The organism is Citrobacter sp. RHBSTW-00986 (assembly GCF_013783065.1).
Classification (GTDB): Bacteria; Pseudomonadota; Gammaproteobacteria; order Enterobacterales; family Enterobacteriaceae; genus Citrobacter; species Citrobacter braakii.
Genome location: NZ_CP056201.1, coordinates 98,224 through 116,724 on the forward strand (window position 1 = coordinate 98,224; position 18,501 = coordinate 116,724).

Genomic DNA, 18,501 nt, shown 5'->3' on the forward strand with positions numbered 1-18,501 from the left:
ACCTTTCTATGGCACTGTTGCAAAGTTAGCGATGAGGCAGCCTTTTGTCTTATTCAAAGGCCTTACATTTCAAAAACTCTGCTTACCAGGCGCATTTCGCCCAGGGGATCACCATAATAAAATGCTGAGGCCTGGCCTTTGCGTAGTGCACGCATCACCTCAATACCTTTGATGGTGGCGTAAACCGTCTTCATGGATTTAAATCCCAGCGTGGCGCCGATTATCCGTTTCAGTTTGCCATGATCGCATTCAATCACGTTGTTCCGGTACTTAATCTGTCGGTGTTCAACGTCAGACGGGCACCGGCCTTCGCGTTTGAGCAGAGCGGGGTCGTCTCAGAAAACGGAATCTATGGTCACTCCCGTTTTTGCAACACTGATTTTGACGACAAGTTGGCTTGCTTGAATCTATCCGGCGTCTGAATGGGATTTTATTCCCGCGCCTTGATGAGTTCCGCGCCTGATGAACCTCCAGAAAATATACGGCTTCAATGAGCCTTTCCGTTTTACAGGTTCCTCAACAGGCCGGTGGGCCGTTAGTATCATCAATATCAGTATTCGCAAAACCAGATCAGTAATTCTTTAAACCGGTGTATTTCTGCCGTTATGCTACATAAGTTTGCTGTCGTGCCGTTAGGGCCCAGGCTATTCTGGCCAGCTTGTTTGCCAGAGCACAAGTGACGACAAAGTTGCTTTTCCGGCACAGTAAATCCCTGACCCAATCGGCCAATTTGCCAGACTGGTGTTCCAGTTTTTGTATGAATACCCTGGCACATTGAACCAACAAAGTTCGGATCTTTTTATTACCTCGCTTACTAATTCCCAGCAATGTCGTCCTACCTCCCGTGCTGTACTGCCGAGGTACAAGCCCTGTTGCCGCCGCAAAGTCACGGCTGCTGGCGTACTGCTTCCCGTCGCCAATCTCAGTTGAAATAGTACTCGCTGTCAGTGTTCCGACGCAGGGAATGCTCAGCAAGCGCTGTCCAACCTCATCTTCGTCCAACTTTCGTTTCAACTGGGATTCCAAATCTTTAATCTGCTCAACAAGATAGTGATAATGCTGTTGTAATTTCAGCAATAACTGGCTGAGGTAAAGAGGCAAACTATTATCCTCAAGAATGGTACTCAGTCGGCTAATAACGGCAGCTCCTCGGGGAACGCTAATGCCAAATTCCAGCAGAAAAGCATGCATTTGATTGGTTGTTTTTACCTTATCCTGAACCAGGGATTCACGGACACGATGCAGAGCCCGCATTGCCTGCTGAGATTCCGTTCTGGGCTGCACAAAACGCATAGACGGACGCGATGCAGCTTCACAAATAGCTTCGGCGTCGACAAAGTCGTTTTTATTGCTTTTAACGAACGGGCGGACAAATTGTGGTGATATCAGCTTTGGGGAATGCCCCAACTCTTCCAACTTGCGTGCCATAAAGTGAGAACCGCCACAGGCTTCCATTGCGATGGTTGTAGCGGGGCATGTCGCCAAAAATTCGATCAACTTTGGCCGGGTAAATTTTTTACGGTAAACAGCCTTCCCGCGACGATCCTGGCAATGAATATGGAAAGAGTTTTTACCCAGATCGATACCAATGAGCGCAATGTTTTCCATGATAGTTCTCCGAATGAAAGCCTGTCCTCAGCATAGTACCGGGAAGGAGGGAGTGACCATCTCATTAAAAATCGTACGCTAAGCCTGCGCTGAGGCCGGCACCCACCGGTACAGCGTAGGAACGGACACGCCGAGGTTCTTGGCCACGTCCTTGGGCGGCACGCCGCTGGCCAGTAGCTTCTTGGCCGACTCGATCTTGCTGTCGGTCATCTTGGGCTTGCGACCGCCCTTGCGGCCAAGCTGACGAGCGACATCCAATCCGGCGCGGGTACGCTCGACTATCAGCTCGCGTTCCATTTCGGCGAGGCTGGCCATGACGTGGAAGAAGAACCGGCCAGAGGGCGTTCCGGTGTCGATGGCGTCAGTCAGGCTCTTGAACTGGGCGCCCTGCTTGTGCAGTTCGCCGACCAGATCGACCAATTGTTTGACGCTGCGCCCCAGGCGATCCAGCTTCCAAACCACCAGGGTGTCACCCTCGCGCAGCATTTCGAGCGTCTTGGCCAAGCCCGGACGGTCGGCCCGCGTGCCGCTCACCTTGTCCTCAAAGACCTTCTGGCATCCAGCCTTGGTCAAGGCTTCGCGTTGCAGTTCAAGATTCTGATCCTGCGTCGAGACGCGCGCATAGCCGATCAACATGGCTTGTCTCGTGCCCGGTCAATCATTTTTCAGCCAAGGCAAAGCCAGCATTGCCTGGAGCCACGACGGAAACGAAGATGAAGGATTCCTTCGAGTCGGTGTTCATGGCTCCGTGAACCTGCCCAGGTTTCGCTACGGCAATTTCTCCGGCCTGGATCTTGGTAACCACACCGCTTCCTTGGTAGTAACCGGCAGAACCAGAAAGAACAGTCCAAGTGTCTTGACCGTGGGGATGAACGTGAGCGGCAATTTCTTGCCCTGGACGAACATGCCAAACAACGATTGTGGACTCTTCAGTTTCAAGCACCACCGATCGAATAGGCTCGCCATCAGATGGGCGGGCAAACTCCGAAATCGCAAATATTCTTGCTGCAATAGACATAGTGACAACCTCCATTTCATACGTATACGGAAACTCTTTTACACGCCAGAGCCAAGGGCCTACGCGGAGAAGATGTCGGCGATACAAGCGATAACGAGGCCCTGCTTCTCGCGTTGCTCCAGCCGCTCGCTGATGGCTTTCATGATTCCATCATGGATCCATCCCATAGTCGTTGCAGTCTTCGTCGTCAGCATCCTGACGCACGGCGGGCAGTTGCTTGAGCAACTCAGGTAGTGCTGCCTGCACGGTGTCCCACACTACATCGAGGTTGATGTCGAAGTAGCCGTGGGCGATGCGGTTGCGCATGCCGCGCATATTGCGCCACGGCACTTGCCCGTGCGCCTGGGCGAACTCGGCATAGCCATCCATCACCTTCGTGACGGCCTCGCCGATGATGATGAGGCTCATGATGACGGCCTGTTGGGTTCGCTTGTCCTCAAGGAAATCCTCCTTGGCCAAGCCCTCCACGAAGCCGCAGGCATCGGCTGCGGCCTGCTGCATGTGGTCCAGGTAGTCGGGTAGTCGGTGGTTCTCGCTCATACCGGCTGCGCCTCCGCGAGTACCTTGGCCCGGAACTTCGGCGGCAGGTCGCCGGGGGTCAGCAGATCGACGTGGAGGCCGAGTAGCGATTCCAGCTCGACTTGCAGACCACCCAAGTCGAACAGCGTCGCACCAGGCAGCGCATCGACCAGCAGATCGATGTCGCTGCCATCGTGGTCGGTGCCATGCAGCACCGAACCGAAGACGCGCGGGTTCGCGGTGCGGAAGCGGCCTACCGCTTCACGCACTGCGCTTCGCTTCATGTCAAGCACAACGGAGGGTCGCATGGGCATCCTTTCTTATCGAAACTCGTTGAGATGATATGCAATCAAGAATAGAATTTCAAGAACTATTTTCGAGAAGCGCAATGCCTTGATTTCCCGTGCCGCGCCGGCTGCCTTGGCGGACTTGTCACAAACCAACGTTTTCAAGAAGAAGGAAACCGCATGCCCCGCCGTTCGATCCTCTCCGCCGCAGAGCGCGACAGTCTGTTGGCGTTGCCAGATACCCAAGACGAACTCATCCGGCACTACACGTTCAGCGAGCCTGACCTGTCACTGATCCGCCAGCGGCGCGGCGACGCCAACCGCCTGGGTGTCGCGGCGCAGTTGTGCTTACTGCGCTTCCCCGGTCAGGGCCTACTGCCCGATGCCGTCGTGCCGGTTCCTCTGCTGCAATGGATCGGACGGCAACTGCGACTCGACGCGACGTGTTGGCCGCAGTATGCCGTGCGGGAGGAAACCCGGCGCGAACACCTGCTCGAACTGCGGACGTACCTGGGCATGGAGCCGTTCGGCCTGGCGCACTATCGGCAGGCTGTCCATGCCACGACCGACTTGGCCTTGCAGACCGACAAGGGCATCGTGCTGGCCAGCAGCGTCCTCGACGCTCTGCGACACCGACACATCATCTTGCCGACGCTGGATGTTGTCGAGCGCGTTTGTGCCGAGGCGATTACCCGCGCCAACCGGCGCATCTACGATGCCTTGGCCGAACCGCTGTCGGACGCGCATCGCCGCCGCCTCGACGATCTGCTCAAACGCCGGGATAACGGCAAGACGACCTGGCTGGCCTGGCTGCGCCAGTCACCGGCAAAGCCGAATTCGCGGCACATGCTCGAACATATCGAACGTCTCAAAGCCTGGCAGGCGCTCGACCTGCCAGCAGGCATCGAGCGGCTGGTTCACCAGAACCGCCTGCTCAAGATCGCCCGCGAAGGTGGCCAGATGACGCCCGCCGATCTGGCGAAGTTCGAGCCGCAGCGGCGCTACGCCACCCTGATGGCGCTTGCCATCGAGGGCATGGCCACCGTCACCGACGAAATCATCGACCTGCACGACCGCATCTTGGGCAAGCTGTTCAATGCCGCCAAGAACAAGCATCAGCAGCAATTCCAGGCGTCCGGCAAGGCGATCAATGCCAAGGTGCGGCTGTTCGGCCGCATCGGGCAGGCGCTGATCGAGGCCAAGCAGAACGGCGGCGATCCGTTCGCCGCCATTGAGGCTGTCATGTCCTGGGACGCTTTCGCCGAGAGCGTCACCGAGGCGCAGAAGCTCGCGCAGCCCGATGACTTCGATTTCCTGCACCGTATTGGCGAGAGCTACGCCACCTTGCGCCGCTACGCGCCGGAATTCCTCGATGTGCTCAAGCTGCGGGCAGCGCCCGCCGCCAAGGATGTGCTCGATGCCATCGAGGTATTGCGCGGCATGAACAGCGACAACGCCCGCAAGGTGCCCGCCGATGCACCGACCAACTTCATCAAGCCGCGCTGGCAGAAGCTGGTGATGACCGACGCCGGTATCGACCGGCGCTACTACGAGCTGTGCGCACTGTCGGAACTCAAGAACTCGCTGCGCTCGGGCGACATCTGGGTGCAGGGTTCACGCCAGTTCAAGGACTTCGAGGACTACCTGGTGCCGCCCGCGAAGTTCGCCAGCCTCAAGCAGACCAGCGAATTGCCGCTGGCCGTGGCCACCGACTGCGACCAGTACCTGCACGACCGGCTGACGCTGCTGGAAACGCAGCTCGCCACCGCAAACTGCATGGCGCAGGCCAATGAGCTGCCAGACGCCATCATCACGGAATCCGGCCTGAAGATCACGCCGCTCGATGCGGCGGTGCCCGACACCGCGCAAGCGCTGATCGACCAGACGGCGATGATCCTGCCGCACGTCAAGATCACCGAACTGCTGCTGGAGGTGGACGAATGGACGGGCTTTACCCGGCACTTCGCGCACCTGAAATCGGGCGACCTGGCCAAGGACAAGAACCTGCTGCTGACCACGATCCTGGCCGACGCGATCAACCTGGGCCTGACCAAGATGGCGGAATCGTGCCCCGGCACGACCTACGCCAAGCTGGCCTGGTTGCAAGCCTGGCACATCCGCGACGAGACCTACGGGGCGGCGCTGGCCGATCTGGTCAACGCGCAGTTCCGGCATCCCTTCGCCGAGCATTGGGGCGACGGCACCACCTCATCGTCGGATGGCCAGAACTTCCGTACCGGCAGCAAGGCCGAGAGCACAGGCCACATCAACCCGAAATACGGCAGCAGCCCTGGGCGGACGTTCTACACCCACATCTCCGACCAGTACGCGCCGTTCCACACCAAGGTCGTGAACGTCGGCGTGCGCGACTCGACCTACGTGCTCGACGGCCTGCTGTACCACGAATCCGATCTGCGCATTGAGGAGCACTACACCGACACGGCGGGCTTCACCGATCACGTCTTCGCGCTGATGCACCTGCTGGGTTTCCGCTTCGCGCCGCGCATCCGCGACTTGGGCGACACCAAGCTCTACATCCCGAAGGGCGACGCCACCTACGAGGCGTTGAAACCCATGATCGGCGGCACGCTCAACATCAAGGCCATTCGCACCCATTGGGATGAAATCCTGCGGCTAGCCACCTCGATCAAGCAGGGCACGGTGACGGCTTCACTGATGCTCAGGAAGCTCGGCAGCTACCCACGCCAGAACGGCCTTGCCGTGGCACTGCGCGAGCTGGGCCGTATCGAGCGCACGCTGTTCATTCTGGACTGGCTGCAAAGCGTCGAGCTGCGCCGCCGCGTGCATGCCGGGCTGAACAAGGGCGAAGCGCGCAACGCGCTGGCCCGCGCCGTGTTCTTCAACCGCCTGGGTGAAATCCGCGACCGCAGTTTCGAGCAGCAACGCTACCGTGCCAGTGGCCTCAACCTGGTGACGGCGGCAGTCGTGTTGTGGAACACGGTCTACCTGGAGCGGGCGACGCATGCCTTGCGTAGCAACGGCCATGCCGTCGATGACACGCTGTTGCAGTACCTGTCGCCGCTGGGCTGGGAGCACGTCAACCTGACCGGCGATTACCTGTGGCGCAGCAGCGCCAAGATCGGCGCGGGCAAGTTCAGGCCGCTACGACCGCTGCAACCAGCTTAGCGTACGATTTTTAATGAGATGGTCACTCCCTCCTTCCCGGTACTATGCTGAGGACAGGCTTTCATTCGGAGAACTATCATGGAAAACATTGCGCTCATTGGTATCGATCTGGGTAAAAACTCTTTCCATATTCATTGCCAGGATCGTCGCGGGAAGGCTGTTTACCGTAAAAAATTTACCCGGCCAAAGTTGATCGAATTTTTGGCGACATGCCCCGCTACAACCATCGCAATGGAAGCCTGTGGCGGTTCTCACTTTATGGCACGCAAGTTGGAAGAGTTGGGGCATTCCCCAAAGCTGATATCACCACAATTTGTCCGCCCGTTCGTTAAAAGCAATAAAAACGACTTTGTCGACGCCGAAGCTATTTGTGAAGCTGCATCGCGTCCGTCTATGCGTTTTGTGCAGCCCAGAACGGAATCTCAGCAGGCAATGCGGGCTCTGCATCGTGTCCGTGAATCCCTGGTTCAGGATAAGGTAAAAACAACCAATCAAATGCATGCTTTTCTGCTGGAATTTGGCATTAGCGTTCCCCGAGGAGCTGCCGTTATTAGCCGACTGAGTACCATTCTTGAGGATAATAGTTTGCCTCTTTACCTCAGCCAGTTATTGCTGAAATTACAACAGCATTATCACTATCTTGTTGAGCAGATTAAAGATTTGGAATCCCAGTTGAAACGAAAGTTGGACGAAGATGAGGTTGGACAGCGCTTGCTGAGCATTCCCTGCGTCGGAACACTGACAGCGAGTACTATTTCAACTGAGATTGGCGACGGGAAGCAGTACGCCAGCAGCCGTGACTTTGCGGCGGCAACAGGGCTTGTACCTCGGCAGTACAGCACGGGAGGTAGGACGACATTGCTGGGAATTAGTAAGCGAGGTAATAAAAAGATCCGAACTTTGTTGGTTCAATGTGCCAGGGTATTCATACAAAAACTGGAACACCAGTCTGGCAAATTGGCCGATTGGGTCAGGGATTTACTGTGCCGGAAAAGCAACTTTGTCGTCACTTGTGCTCTGGCAAACAAGCTGGCCAGAATAGCCTGGGCCCTAACGGCACGACAGCAAACTTATGTAGCATAACGGCAGAAATACACCGGTTTAAAGAATTACTGATCTGGTTTTGCGAATACTGATATTGATGATACTAACGGCCCACCGGCCTGTTGAGGAACCTGTAAAACGGAAAGGCTCATTGAAGCCGTATATTTTCTGGAGGTTCATCAGGCGCGGAACTCATCAAGGCGCGGGAATAAAATCCCATTCAGACGCCGGATAGATTCAAGCAAGCCAACTTGTCGTCAAAATCAGTGTTGCAAAAACGGGAGTGACCATAGATTCCGTTTTCTGAAGCGACCCCTTTTAGCGGAATATGGCTTTGCAGGGTGAAGGGATGGATAGGCGATCCCTTTCGATCCCTCACTGGTATCGGCGGCTAACCCTCGGTGCTACCTGTCATTTCATCCTGCCGCCTTACATGCGCTAACGCGCATAAGTCCCCGTTCCTCAGTGGAACGAAAACTCACGCTAACAGGGTAGTGACCGGGTAGCCACGATAACTGCCAACAAAATTAGCTTATAGGTTAATTCTACCTTGTCTGAAATTAGCCTATAGGTTAATATTAATAGAAATGGGAGGTCACATGTTTAGCGTTGTTTATCACCCGGAAGCCAGGGAAGAAGCCACAGCATTACCCGTAAAAATCAGGGTGAAGTTTGACCGTCTCATCGGCAAACTGGAGTATGACGCCCGATTACTGCGGGAGCCGGACACGAAGCCCCTGGGCGATGGACTTTTTGAGATCCGCACGATGGGGACGGACATAGCCAGGGGAATCTGGGTATACCACAAAGGCAATACCATCATCATGCTCCGTGTTTTCATCAAGAAGTCACAGAAAACGCCAGCGAAAGAAATCGATCTCGCCAAAAAGCGGTTAGCGGAGGTACTTAATGAAACTGGTAAGCCATAAAGAACTGCATAACGAGTGGATGCAGGACGATGAATATCGCGCTGCATGGCAGGAAGAAGAACGTAAGGAAAAGCTCAGGGAGCTGCTTGCTGAATGGCGCAAGCATGACAACCTGACAAAAGCGCAGGTTGCTGAACGCATGGGGGTTACACCTCCGGTTATTTCTCGCCTGGAAAACAACATCACCAAAGCCAGCATCGACACACTGACCCGCTACGCTCACGCCTGCGGCATCAAGAAACCTGTCATTGCCCTGTACTGAATAGCCAGCCCTCCGGGGCTGGCCTTTTTGTTTCGGTCAGTCCCAAAATTTTGTTAAAGCAAGTTTAAAATGTCACCTGTTTCTCCAAAGTTGAAATGTCACTTCTAAGCCAATCTATTTATACATAATCTTTACATCTTTCCCCGGTGACAAAGTGCTAATTGGTCTGTAATGTTCAATGTGTGGCAGGCAAGCCGCCGGTGACTTAGGGAAGGTGCGAACAAGTTCCTGATATGAGATCATCATATTCATCCGGAGCGCATCCCAGAGGGACATCATGAGCCATCAACTCACCTTCGCCGATAGTGAATTCAGCACTAAGCGCCGTCAGACCCGAAAAGAGATTTTCCTCTCCCGCATGGAGCAGATTCTGCCATGGCAGAATATGACCGCTGTCATCGAGCCGTTTTATCCCAAGGCGGGCAATGGCCGACGGCCCTATCCGCTGGAGACCATGCTGCGTATTCACTGCATGCAGCATTGGTACAACCTGAGCGACGGTGCCATGGAAGATGCCCTGTACGAAATCGCCTCCATGCGCCTGTTTGCCCGATTATCCCTGGATAGCGCCCTGCCGGATCGCACCACCATCATGAATTTCCGCCACCTGCTCGAGCAGCATCAACTGGCCCGTCAATTGTTCAAGACCATCAATCGCTGGCTGGCCGAAGCAGGCGTCATGATGACCCAAGGCACTTTGGTGGATGCCACCATCATTGAGGCACCCAGCTCTACCAAGAACAAAGAGCAGCAACGCGATCCGGAGATGCATCAGACCAAGAAAGGCAATCAGTGGCACTTTGGCATGAAGGCCCACATTGGTGTCGATGCCAAGAGTGGCCTGACCCACAGCCTAGTCACCACCGCGGCCAACGAGCATGACCTCAATCAGCTGGGTAATCTGCTTCATGGAGAGGAGCAATTTGTCTCAGCCGATGCCGGCTACCAAGGAGCGCCACAGCGCGAGGAGCTGGCCGAGGTGGATGTGGACTGGCTGATCGCCGAGCGTCCCGGCAGGGTAAAAACCTTGAAGCAGCATCCGCGCAAGAACAAAACGGCCATCAACATCGAATACATGAAAGCCAGCATCCGTGCCAGGGTGGAGCACCCGTTTCGCATCATCAAGCGGCAGTTCGGCTTCGTGAAAGCCAGATACAAGGGGCTGCTGAAAAACGATAACCAACTGGCGATGTTATTCACCCTGGCCAACCTGTTTCGGGTGGACCAAATGATACGTCAGTGGGAGAGATCTCAGTAAAAACCGGAAATAACGCCAGAAATGGTGGAAAAAATAGCCTAAATAGGCTGATTCGATGTGTTTGCGGGAAAAAAATCGGCCCAGATCCGCGAAATTTTAATCAGCGAGTCAGCTTGGGAAGAAATGACCTGCTTATTCGCACCTTCCTTAATATAAAGACACAAGCAGAGACATTTTTGGCACGATATAAAAACGCTAAGTTAAAAAATCACTATGACGTGTTGGGTATCAAATGTTCACTGGCATAAACCTCTGTTTCTGATGTAAAACAGATTTTCTGAGGAGGCGTAAAACCTCCTCGTACTGCGAAATTGATTTAGTGATAGCGATCGATCACGCCAACCAGATAGTGGTCGGTTTGCTGCATGTTGATGCCCGCTTTTTTAGCGCTGCGGACTTCATCCAGAATGATTTGCAACAGCGTCCCGTCCACGATTTCCTCTTTTCTGTATCGCTTCAGGAAGTTAATCGCTGACTTATCGTTTGCTGCCTGGGCGTCTTCCGTCAAAGAGGTCAGCGCATTAATGCGCTTCTGGTAATCGCTTACCGTCTGCTCAAACAGATCTTCCAGCGTGGAAAATTCACCGCACCGGGCGTGTTGCTCCTGTAACACCGGCGTGGCGCCGCTCTGTTTGATGTATTCGTACATGCGCATCATTTGCGTCACCGTATTTTGCGCCTGATGACGCAAAAATAGTGCGGTGCCATTAAGGCTATTCTCGCTGCACCTCTGGCTGAGCTGAAGATACAAATTTGAGGTATAAAACTCCTGATTCATTTGCGCATTCAGTTTTTGAACTATTCCGCTAGCGATCATAGGACTTCCTTATTTCTTGTCATCTCAGAAAACGGTCACTCTTCGAAAAAACAACCAGAATAAAAGCGATTCTTTCGCTTTTTTTATTGCGCCTGGTTACGCAGTCATATTCATTTTAAGTCGGGATGCTCCTTATTTAAATATCCAACCCTACTATCGCATTTCTATCTGGCATTATTCTGTGATGGTGTTTCGATATTCACACTCCCTGTGCCAATCCTTTCTTATCGACAGTAGGAAACTTCCTCCGGCTATTCTGCTGAACACGATTAGGGGCACTGTTGCAAAGTTAGCGATGAGGCAGCCTTTTGTCTTATTCAAAGGCCTTACATTTCAAAAACTCTGCTTACCAGGCGCATTTCGCCCAGGGGATCACCATAATAAAATGCTGAGGCCTGGCCTTTGCGTAGTGCACGCATCACCTCAATACCTTTGAGGGTGGCGTAAGCCGTCTTCATGGATTTAAATCCCAGCGTGGCGCCGATTATCCGTTTCAGTTTGCCATGATCGCATTCAATCACGTTGTTCCGGTACTTAATCTGTCGGTGTTCAACGTCAGACGGGCACCGGCCTTCGCGTTTGAGCAGAGCAAGCGCGCGACCATAGGCGGGCGCTTTATCCGTGTTGATGAATCGCGGGATCTGCCACTTCTTCACGTTGTTGAGGATTTTACCCAGAAACCGGTATGCAGCTTTGCTGTTACGACGGGAGGAGAGATAAAAATCGACAGTGCGGCCCCGGCTGTCGACGGCCCGGTACAGATACGCCCAGCGGCCATTGACCTTCACGTAGGTTTCATCCATGTGCCACGGGCAAAGATCGGAAGGGTTACGCCAGTACCAGCGCAGCCGTTTTTCCATTTCAGGCGCATAACGCTGAACCCAGCGGTAAATCGTGGAGTGATCGACATTCACTCCGCGTTCAGCCAGCATCTCCTGCAGCTCACGGTAACTGATGCCGTATTTGCAGTACCAGCGTACGGCCCACAGAATGATGTCACGCTGAAAATGCCGGCCTTTGAATGGGTTCATGTGCAGCTCCATCAGCAAAAGGGGATGATAAGTTTATCACCACCGACTATTTGCAACAGTGCCGGATTGAGCGGCGTGGCATGGTCAGTCTTCCCGCAGGTACTGGTACAAGGTTTCGCGGCTGATGCCGAAGTCACGGGCCACCAAGGTTTTCTGGTCGCCTGCCGCAACTCGCCGTTTCAACTCGGCAATTTGTTCGCTGTTCAGCGATTTCTTTCGTCCCCGGTAGGCCCCGCGCTGCTTAGCCAGCACGATTCCCTCGCGCTGACGTTCGCGGATCAGAGCGCGCTCGAACTCAGCAAAGGCTCCCATGACCGACAGCATCAGATTGGCCATCGGTGAGTCCTCGCCGGTGAACGTTAGCCCTTCTTTGACGAACTCCATGCGCACGCCCCGTTGTGTCAGCCCTTGGACGATGCGGCGCAGGTCATCAAGGTTGCGTGCCAACCTGTCCATGCTATGCACCACCACGGTGTCGCCCTCGCGGACGAAGGCCAGCAGCCTTTCAAGTTCGGGACGTTGTGTGTCCTTGCCTGAAGCCTTATCGGTGAATACCTTGCCGACTTCTATTTGTTCCAGTTGTCGATCAGGATTCTGGTCGAAGCTGCTGACGCGAACGTAGCCGATACGTTGACCTTGCAAGATGCCTCCAAAGGTAAAAATGTCAGGATGAAATCTATTACCCTTGGCTGAATGTGTCAATAAATATAAATTAATACCCTACTCTGACGTTGTTTGTGCTCAACATCTGACATCAGGTTAGGGTATGCCTCAATCTGACGGTAGCGAGTCGCAGGCGTTCGGATCGGCATCGGTTTCGTTCCCTGTCTTGGCACGCGCTTCGAAGCGTTGATAACACTCCAACCCGCAGAAGTGCTCGACGTATTCCGCGCCTTCCGGGGTGAAGGCGGCATCGAGCGGGATTTCCTTGCAGCACACGCAGCAACTGGTGGTGGTCGAGTCACTTGCATTCATGGTGGCACCCCTCCATTGACTGACGAAGACGGCGAATGCCGCCGCCGGCATTGGCTTCGCGAACAGGAAGCCTTGTCCTGTGTCGCAGTCCGCTTGTCGCAATAGATCAAGACTCGCCGATGTTTCCACGCCTTCAGCCACCACATCCATGCCCAGCCCGTGCGCAAGCTGAATCACGGTGTGCACGATGGTTTGGTCGCGGCGGTCGTTGGCGAGCCCGGCGACAAACGATTGGTCGATCTTGAGCGTGCTGATTGGGCAGCACTTCAGATGTTGCAGACAGGAATACCCCGTCCCGAAGTCATCGGCGGCGAAGCGCACACCGATCTGCCGCAAGGCGTCCAGGGCGGGGAAGATCGCCGGATCACCAAACGCGACCGATTCGGTCAGCTCGATTTCGAGATACTCGGCGGGCAACTCGGCATCAGCCAGCACGCCCTTTACCCACCCGTCGAAGTCCGGTCCCACTTGGCTCGCCGAAACATTGACGGCCAGCCGGAACGGTCGCCATGCCAGCATTCGCCAGTCACGCATCTGGCGGCAGGCTTCGCCCAGCACCCAAGCGCCGATTTCAGGCATCAGGCCGGACGATTCGACCACGGGCAGGAACTGGCCCGGTGGCAATAGTCCAAGCGTCGGATGACGCCAGCGCAACAGGGCTTCCGCGCCGACAATCCCACCACTGCGCAGATCGACGACGGGCTGGTAGTGCAGTTCAAGCTGCCCGCGCTCGACCGCTTGGGCCAGTTCCGGCGTCGTCCATCCATCCGGCCGGAAAGCGCTCATTCTCTTTCCCTGAATGCCCGCAACGCCCGCGACAGGGACAGAAGGAACAGGCCGGTCAAACCGAGCGCCGCGATGACCCAATGCTCGCCGAGGAAAGCACCGGCGGTTGTGCCGGCCAGCACGACAGCGAGGATGGGCAGGTGGCAGGGGCAAGTCAGCACAGCCAGTCCGCCCCACAGGTAGCCGGTGATCGGTTTGTGCGTCTCGGACGGCAAGCGCTCGGGGTTGTTCATGGCAGACTCTCCGCGTGCTGTGCCGGCTCGGTCGGCAGGGTGGCCAACTGCACTTCCAGATCGGCCAACGCTTCGCGCCGACGCTCGACGAACTGACGCAGCAGGGCAAGCTGCGCGGCCGCTTCGTCGCCGTCCGCCGCATCCAGCGCCCGGCACAGCCGCGCCAGCGCGTCGAGGCCGATGCCCGCCTCGAAGGCCGCCCGCACGAAGCACAGCCGTTGCAAGGCGGCGTCATCGAACAAGCCGTAGCCGCCTGGTGTGCACGCCACCGGGCGCAGCAATCCGCGCAGCAGGTAGTCGCGCACGATATGCACGCTCACCCCGGCATCAAGAGCCAGCCGGGACACCGTGTAGGCGTTCATTGAACACCTCCTTTTTCTCACCCGGCGCAGCAGGAAAGCTGCTTCACATCCTTGTTGAAGGTCTGCGCCGCGAGCTTCAACCCCTCGACCATCGTCAGGTAGGGGAACAACTGGTCGGCCAGTTCCTGCACCGTCATGCGGTTGCGAATGGCCAGAGCCGCCGTCTGGATCAGTTCACCCGCTTCCGGCGCGACCGCCTGTACGCCGATCAGCCGATGGCTGCCTTCCTCGATAACCAACTTGATGAAGCCGCGTGTGTCGAAGTTGGCGAGCGCACGCGGCACGTTGTCCAAGGTCAAGGTGCGGCTGTCGGTCTCGATCCCGTCGTGGTGGGCTTCCGCCTCGCTGTAGCCCACGGTCGCCACTTGCGGATCGGTGAACACCACGGCCGGCATTGCGGTCAGGTCGAGCGCCGCATCGCCGCCGGTCATGTTGATCGCGGCACGGGTGCCGGCCGCTGCCGCCACATAGACGAACTGCGGCTGGTCGGTGCAGTCGCCGGCCGCGTAGATGTTCGGGTTGCTCGTGCGCATGCCTTGGTCGATGACGATGGCACCTTGCGCATTGACAGTGACCCCCGCTGCGTCCAGCGCGAGGCTGCGCGTGTTCGGTGTCCGACCGGTGGCAACCAGCAGTTTGTCGGCGCGCAATTCACCGTGCGTGGTGGTCAGCACGAATTCACCGTCCATATGGGCGACCTGGCTGGCTTGCGTGTGCTCCAGCACCTCGATGCCCTCGGCACGGAAAGCGGCTGTCACCGCCTCGCCGATGGCCGGGTCTTCACGGAAGAACAAGGTATTGCGCGCCAGGACCGTGACCTTGCTGCCCAGCCGGGCAAAGGCTTGCGCCAGCTCCAGCGCCACCACCGACGAGCCGATTACGGCAAGGCGTTCGGGAATGGTGTCGCTCGCCAGGGCCTCGGTGGAAGTCCAGTAGGGTGACTCTTTCAAGCCCGGAATCGGCGGGACCGCCGGGCTGGCACCCGTGGCGACCAGGCAGCGGTCGAACATCACGACGCGCTCGCCACCCTCGTTCAAACGGACGGTAAGGCTCTGGTCGTCCTTGAAGCGCGCCTCACCGTGCACAACGGTGATGGCCGGATTACCGCCCAGGATGCCTTCGTACTTGGCGTGCCGCAGTTCGTCGACGCGGGCCTGCTGCTGGGCCAGCAGCTTACTGCGGTCAATCGTAGGCACAGTTGCCGCAATACCGCCATCGAACGGGCTTTCCCGGCGCAGATGGGCGATGTGGGCGGCGCGGATCATGATCTTGGACGGCACACAGCCGACATTGACGCAGGTGCCGCCGATGGTGCCGCGCTCGATCAGCGTGACCTGCGCGCCTTGCTCGACGGCCTTCAGCGCCGCCGCCATCGCGGCTCCACCGCTGCCAATGACCGCTACCTGCACCGGGGGCTCGTTGCCACTGTGCTTTTCGGCGGCGGCCATCCATCCCCGCACCTTGTCGAGCAGTCCGACGCGGTTGTCCGCCAGTGGCGCATCGGCTAGCGTTGCCTTGTAGCCCAGTCCGGCCACGGCGGCAGTCAGCGCGTCCGGCGATGTGCCCGGCACGATGGCGAGTTGCGCTGTGCCCTTCGGATAGGACACCAGCGCCGACTGCACGCCTGGCACTTTTTCCAGCGCTTCCTTGACGTGCGCCGCGCACGAGTCGCAAGTCATGCCGGTGATTTTTAGATGGGTCATGCAACAGATCCTTTATCGTTTGTGGCGCCAGACAATGACGTCCGTTGTGCTGCGGTGCCGTTTTCAGTGACTCACTGCTTGACGCTGGACGGATAGCCCGCGTCTGCGGTTGCCTTGGTCAGCTTCTGCACGCTGGTCTTGGCATCGTCGAAGGTGACGACCGCTTGGCGTGTCTCGAAAGTCACGTCAACTTTGCTGACGCCTTCGACCTTGGAAATCGCCTTCTTGACAGTGATCGGGCAGGCGGAGCAGGTCATGCCCGGTACGGACAGCGTGACGGTCTGGGTGGCGGCCCAGACGGGGGCAACAACGGCGGCGAGGGCGAGGGAGGCAAACAGTTTCTTCATGGTGAACTCCGATCAGTAGAAAAATGGCATGACGTAGGGAAATCCGAGCGCGACCAGAACCAGCGCGGCCACGATCCAGAAAATGAGCTTGTAAGTAGCTCGCACTTGGGGAATCGCGCAGACCTCACCCGGTTTGCAGGCCGCTGCCTGCCGGTAGATGCGCCGCCAGGCGAAGAACAACGCCACCAGCGCCACGCCGATAAAGATGGGGCGATAGGGTTCCAACACCGCCAAGTTGCCGATCCAAGCGCCGCTGAACCCCAAGGCGATCAGAACCAACGGCCCGAGGCAGCAAGCCGAGGCGAGGATGGCGGCAAGCCCTCCAGTGAAGAGCGCGCCGCGCCCGGTTTTTGGTTCAGACATGCGCTTGTCCTTTCGAATTGAAATTGGATAGCGTAACCTTACTTCCGTACTCATGTACGGAGTCAAGCGATATGGAAAACAATTTGGAGAACCTGACCATTGGCGTTTTCGCCAAGGCGGCCGGGGTCAATGTGGAGACCATCCGTTTCTATCAGCGCAAGGGCTTGTTGCTGGAGCCTGACAAGCCCTATGGCAGCATCCGCCGCTATGGCGAGGCGGATGTAACGCGGGTGCGCTTCGTGAAATCAGCCCAGCGGCTGGGCTTCAGCCTGGATGAGATCGCCGAGCTGCTGCGGCTGGAGGATGGCACCCATTGCGAGGAAGCCAGCAGTCTGGCCGAGCACAAGCTCAAGGACGTGCGCGAGAAAATGGCTGACCTGGCGCGCATGGAGGCCGTGCTGTCTGAGTTGGTGTGCGCCTGCCATGCGCGAAGGGGGAACGTTTCCTGCCCGCTGATCGCGTCACTACAGGGTGGAGCAAGCTTGGCAGGTTCGGCTATGCCTTAGCGTGCTTTATTTAATGAGATGGTCACTCCCTCCTTCCCGGTACTATGCTGAGGACAGGCTTTCATTCGGAGAACTATCATGGAAAACATTGCGCTCATTGGTATCGATCTGGGTAAAAACTCTTTCCATATTCATTGCCAGGATCGTCGCGGGAAGGCTGTTTACCGTAAAAAATTTACCCGGCCAAAGTTGATCGAATTTTTGGCGACATGCCCCGCTACAACCATCGCAATGGAAGCCTGTGGCGGTTCTCACTTTATGGCACGCAAGTTGGAAGAGTTGGGGCATTCCCCAAAGCTGATATCACCACAATTTGTCCGCCCGTTCGTTAAAAGCAATAAAAACGACTTTGTCGACGCCGAAGCTATTTGTGAAGCTGCATCGCGTCCGTCTATGCGTTTTGTGCAGCCCAGAACGGAATCTCAGCAGGCAATGCGGGCTCTGCATCGTGTCCGTGAATCCCTGGTTCAGGATAAGGTAAAAACAACCAATCAAATGCATGCTTTTCTGCTGGAATTTGGCATTAGCGTTCCCCGAGGAGCTGCCGTTATTAGCCGACTGAGTACCATTCTTGAGGATAATAGTTTGCCTCTTTACCTCAGCCAGTTATTGCTGAAATTACAACAGCATTATCACTATCTTGTTGAGCAGATTAAAGATTTGGAATCCCAGTTGAAACGAAAGTTGGACGAAGATGAGGTTGGACAGCGCTTGCTGAGCATTCCCTGCGTCGGAACACTGACAGCGAGTACTATTTCAACTGAGATTGGCGACGGGAAGCAGTACGCCAGCAGCCGTGACTTTGCGGCGGCAACAGGGCTTGTACCTCGGCAGTACAGCACGGGAGGTAGGACGACATTGCTGGGAATTAGTAAGCGAGGTAATAAAAAGATCCGAACTTTGTTGGTTCAATGTGCCAGGGTATTCATACAAAAACTGGAACACCAGTCTGGCAAATTGGCCGATTGGGTCAGGGATTTACTGTGCCGGAAAAGCAACTTTGTCGTCACTTGTGCTCTGGCAAACAAGCTGGCCAGAATAGCCTGGGCCCTAACGGCACGACAGCAAACTTATGTAGCATAACGGCAGAAATACACCGGTTTAAAGAATTACTGATCTGGTTTTGCGAATACTGATATTGATGATACTAACGGCCCACCGGCCTGTTGAGGAACCTGTAAAACGGAAAGGCTCATTGAAGCCGTATATTTTCTGGAGGTTCATCAGGCGCGGAACTCATCAAGGCGCGGGAATAAAATCCCATTCAGACGCCGGATAGATTCAAGCAAGCCAACTTGTCGTCAAA

At 56.2% G+C, this 18,501-nt stretch carries 21 protein-coding genes and 1 pseudogene; 7 read left to right on the forward strand and 15 right to left on the reverse strand.

The features are described 5' to 3' along the window. Window positions 1-62: 62 nt before the first annotated feature. The 6 genes and pseudogenes from HV345_RS24295 to HV345_RS24320 form a co-directional block, all read right to left on the reverse strand. Window positions 63-326 (reverse strand): annotated as a pseudogene (locus HV345_RS24295) (DDE-type integrase/transposase/recombinase); the annotation flags it as partial. Between the two features lie 277 nt (window positions 327-603). Then, on the reverse strand, window positions 604-1,608 hold the full coding sequence (locus HV345_RS24300; RefSeq protein WP_000427623.1) for an IS110-like element IS4321 family transposase: 1,005 nt from the start codon (window positions 1,606-1,608) through the stop codon (window positions 604-606). A 78-nt stretch (window positions 1,609-1,686) separates the two neighbouring features. Then, window positions 1,687-2,244 carry a recombinase family protein gene (locus tag HV345_RS24305; protein WP_061351473.1) on the reverse strand — a complete coding sequence of 186 codons (558 nt, stop codon included), beginning with the start codon at window positions 2,242-2,244 and terminating at the stop codon, window positions 1,687-1,689. A gap of 22 nt (window positions 2,245-2,266) precedes the next feature. Beyond that, window positions 2,267-2,626 (reverse strand): cupin domain-containing protein, encoded by a 360-nt coding sequence (locus tag HV345_RS24310; protein ID WP_061351474.1) that lies wholly within the window; start codon window positions 2,624-2,626, stop codon window positions 2,267-2,269. 150 nt (window positions 2,627-2,776) lie between these two features. Then, entirely contained in the window at window positions 2,777-3,166 is a 390-nt protein-coding gene (locus HV345_RS24315; RefSeq protein WP_061351475.1) for a DUF86 domain-containing protein, read from the reverse strand. Beyond that, window positions 3,163-3,453 carry a nucleotidyltransferase family protein gene (locus HV345_RS24320; protein ID WP_061351476.1) on the reverse strand — a complete coding sequence of 97 codons (291 nt, stop codon included), beginning with the start codon at window positions 3,451-3,453 and terminating at the stop codon, window positions 3,163-3,165. The genes HV345_RS24315 and HV345_RS24320 overlap by 4 nt, the downstream gene beginning before the upstream one ends. 159 nt (window positions 3,454-3,612) lie before the next feature. On the opposite strand from HV345_RS24320, the gene HV345_RS24325 reads away from it, so the two are divergent. From HV345_RS24325 to HV345_RS24345, 5 genes are all read left to right on the forward strand, one after another. Continuing rightward, window positions 3,613-6,579: a Tn3 family transposase gene (locus HV345_RS24325; RefSeq protein ID WP_061351477.1), complete on the forward strand. Its 2,967-nt coding sequence runs from the start codon at window positions 3,613-3,615 to the stop codon at window positions 6,577-6,579. Between the two features lie 78 nt (window positions 6,580-6,657). Beyond that, window positions 6,658-7,662, forward strand: coding sequence for an IS110-like element IS4321 family transposase (locus HV345_RS24330; RefSeq protein ID WP_000427623.1), 1,005 nt, complete (start codon window positions 6,658-6,660; stop codon window positions 7,660-7,662). 560 nt (window positions 7,663-8,222) lie between these two features. Then, a complete protein-coding gene (locus HV345_RS24335; protein ID WP_000493286.1) occupies window positions 8,223-8,552 on the forward strand; it encodes a type II toxin-antitoxin system RelE/ParE family toxin in 330 nt (109 codons plus the stop codon). Further along, window positions 8,533-8,814: a helix-turn-helix transcriptional regulator gene (locus HV345_RS24340; protein ID WP_000780222.1), complete on the forward strand. Its 282-nt coding sequence runs from the start codon at window positions 8,533-8,535 to the stop codon at window positions 8,812-8,814. Before HV345_RS24335 ends, HV345_RS24340 begins: the two co-directional genes overlap by 20 nt. A 277-nt stretch (window positions 8,815-9,091) precedes the next feature. Beyond that, window positions 9,092-10,072 carry an IS5-like element ISKpn26 family transposase gene (locus HV345_RS24345; RefSeq protein ID WP_000019450.1) on the forward strand — a complete coding sequence of 327 codons (981 nt, stop codon included), beginning with the start codon at window positions 9,092-9,094 and terminating at the stop codon, window positions 10,070-10,072. 316 nt (window positions 10,073-10,388) lie between these two features. Here the strand turns inward: HV345_RS24345 and HV345_RS24350 are convergent, their stop codons facing one another. The 9 genes from HV345_RS24350 to merT all read right to left on the reverse strand — a co-directional run bounded on the left by HV345_RS24350 (window position 10,389) and on the right by merT (window position 16,689). Continuing rightward, window positions 10,389-10,889 carry a non-heme ferritin-like protein gene (locus HV345_RS24350; protein WP_001752509.1) on the reverse strand — a complete coding sequence of 167 codons (501 nt, stop codon included), beginning with the start codon at window positions 10,887-10,889 and terminating at the stop codon, window positions 10,389-10,391. Window positions 10,890-11,215: 326 nt separating this feature from the next. Then, the gene (locus HV345_RS24355) at window positions 11,216-11,920 is read right to left on the reverse strand and encodes an IS6-like element IS26 family transposase (RefSeq protein WP_181636725.1); all 705 of its coding nucleotides are present in this window, start codon (window positions 11,918-11,920) and stop codon (window positions 11,216-11,218) included. 84 nt (window positions 11,921-12,004) lie between these two features. Further along, entirely contained in the window at window positions 12,005-12,562 is a 558-nt protein-coding gene (locus HV345_RS24360; protein ID WP_001162010.1) for a recombinase family protein, read from the reverse strand. A 129-nt stretch (window positions 12,563-12,691) separates the two neighbouring features. Beyond that, entirely contained in the window at window positions 12,692-13,681 is a 990-nt protein-coding gene (locus HV345_RS24365; protein ID WP_003132006.1) for a DUF3330 domain-containing protein, read from the reverse strand. After that, window positions 13,678-13,914 carry a broad-spectrum mercury transporter MerE gene (gene merE / locus HV345_RS24370; protein ID WP_003132004.1) on the reverse strand — a complete coding sequence of 79 codons (237 nt, stop codon included), beginning with the start codon at window positions 13,912-13,914 and terminating at the stop codon, window positions 13,678-13,680. The genes HV345_RS24365 and merE overlap by 4 nt, the downstream gene beginning before the upstream one ends. Continuing rightward, window positions 13,911-14,276: a mercury resistance co-regulator MerD gene (gene merD, locus HV345_RS24375; protein ID WP_000995360.1), complete on the reverse strand. Its 366-nt coding sequence runs from the start codon at window positions 14,274-14,276 to the stop codon at window positions 13,911-13,913. The genes merE and merD overlap by 4 nt, the downstream gene beginning before the upstream one ends. A 17-nt stretch (window positions 14,277-14,293) precedes the next feature. After that, a complete protein-coding gene (gene merA, locus HV345_RS24380; protein ID WP_003156770.1) occupies window positions 14,294-15,979 on the reverse strand; it encodes a mercury(II) reductase in 1,686 nt (561 codons plus the stop codon). A 71-nt stretch (window positions 15,980-16,050) separates the two neighbouring features. Beyond that, complete coding sequence (merP, locus tag HV345_RS24385) at window positions 16,051-16,326, reverse strand: mercury resistance system periplasmic binding protein MerP (RefSeq protein ID WP_003131987.1); 276 nt, start codon at window positions 16,324-16,326, stop codon at window positions 16,051-16,053. 12 nt (window positions 16,327-16,338) lie between these two features. After that, complete coding sequence (gene merT / locus HV345_RS24390) at window positions 16,339-16,689, reverse strand: mercuric ion transporter MerT (RefSeq protein ID WP_003131974.1); 351 nt, start codon at window positions 16,687-16,689, stop codon at window positions 16,339-16,341. 71 nt (window positions 16,690-16,760) lie between these two features. On the opposite strand from merT, the gene HV345_RS24395 reads away from it, so the two are divergent. Continuing rightward, window positions 16,761-17,195, forward strand: coding sequence for a mercury resistance transcriptional regulator MerR (locus HV345_RS24395; RefSeq protein WP_003131969.1), 435 nt, complete (start codon window positions 16,761-16,763; stop codon window positions 17,193-17,195). A 78-nt stretch (window positions 17,196-17,273) separates the two neighbouring features. Further along, entirely contained in the window at window positions 17,274-18,278 is a 1,005-nt protein-coding gene (locus HV345_RS24400; protein ID WP_000427623.1) for an IS110-like element IS4321 family transposase, read from the forward strand. The last annotated feature ends 223 nt before the right edge of the window (window positions 18,279-18,501 follow it).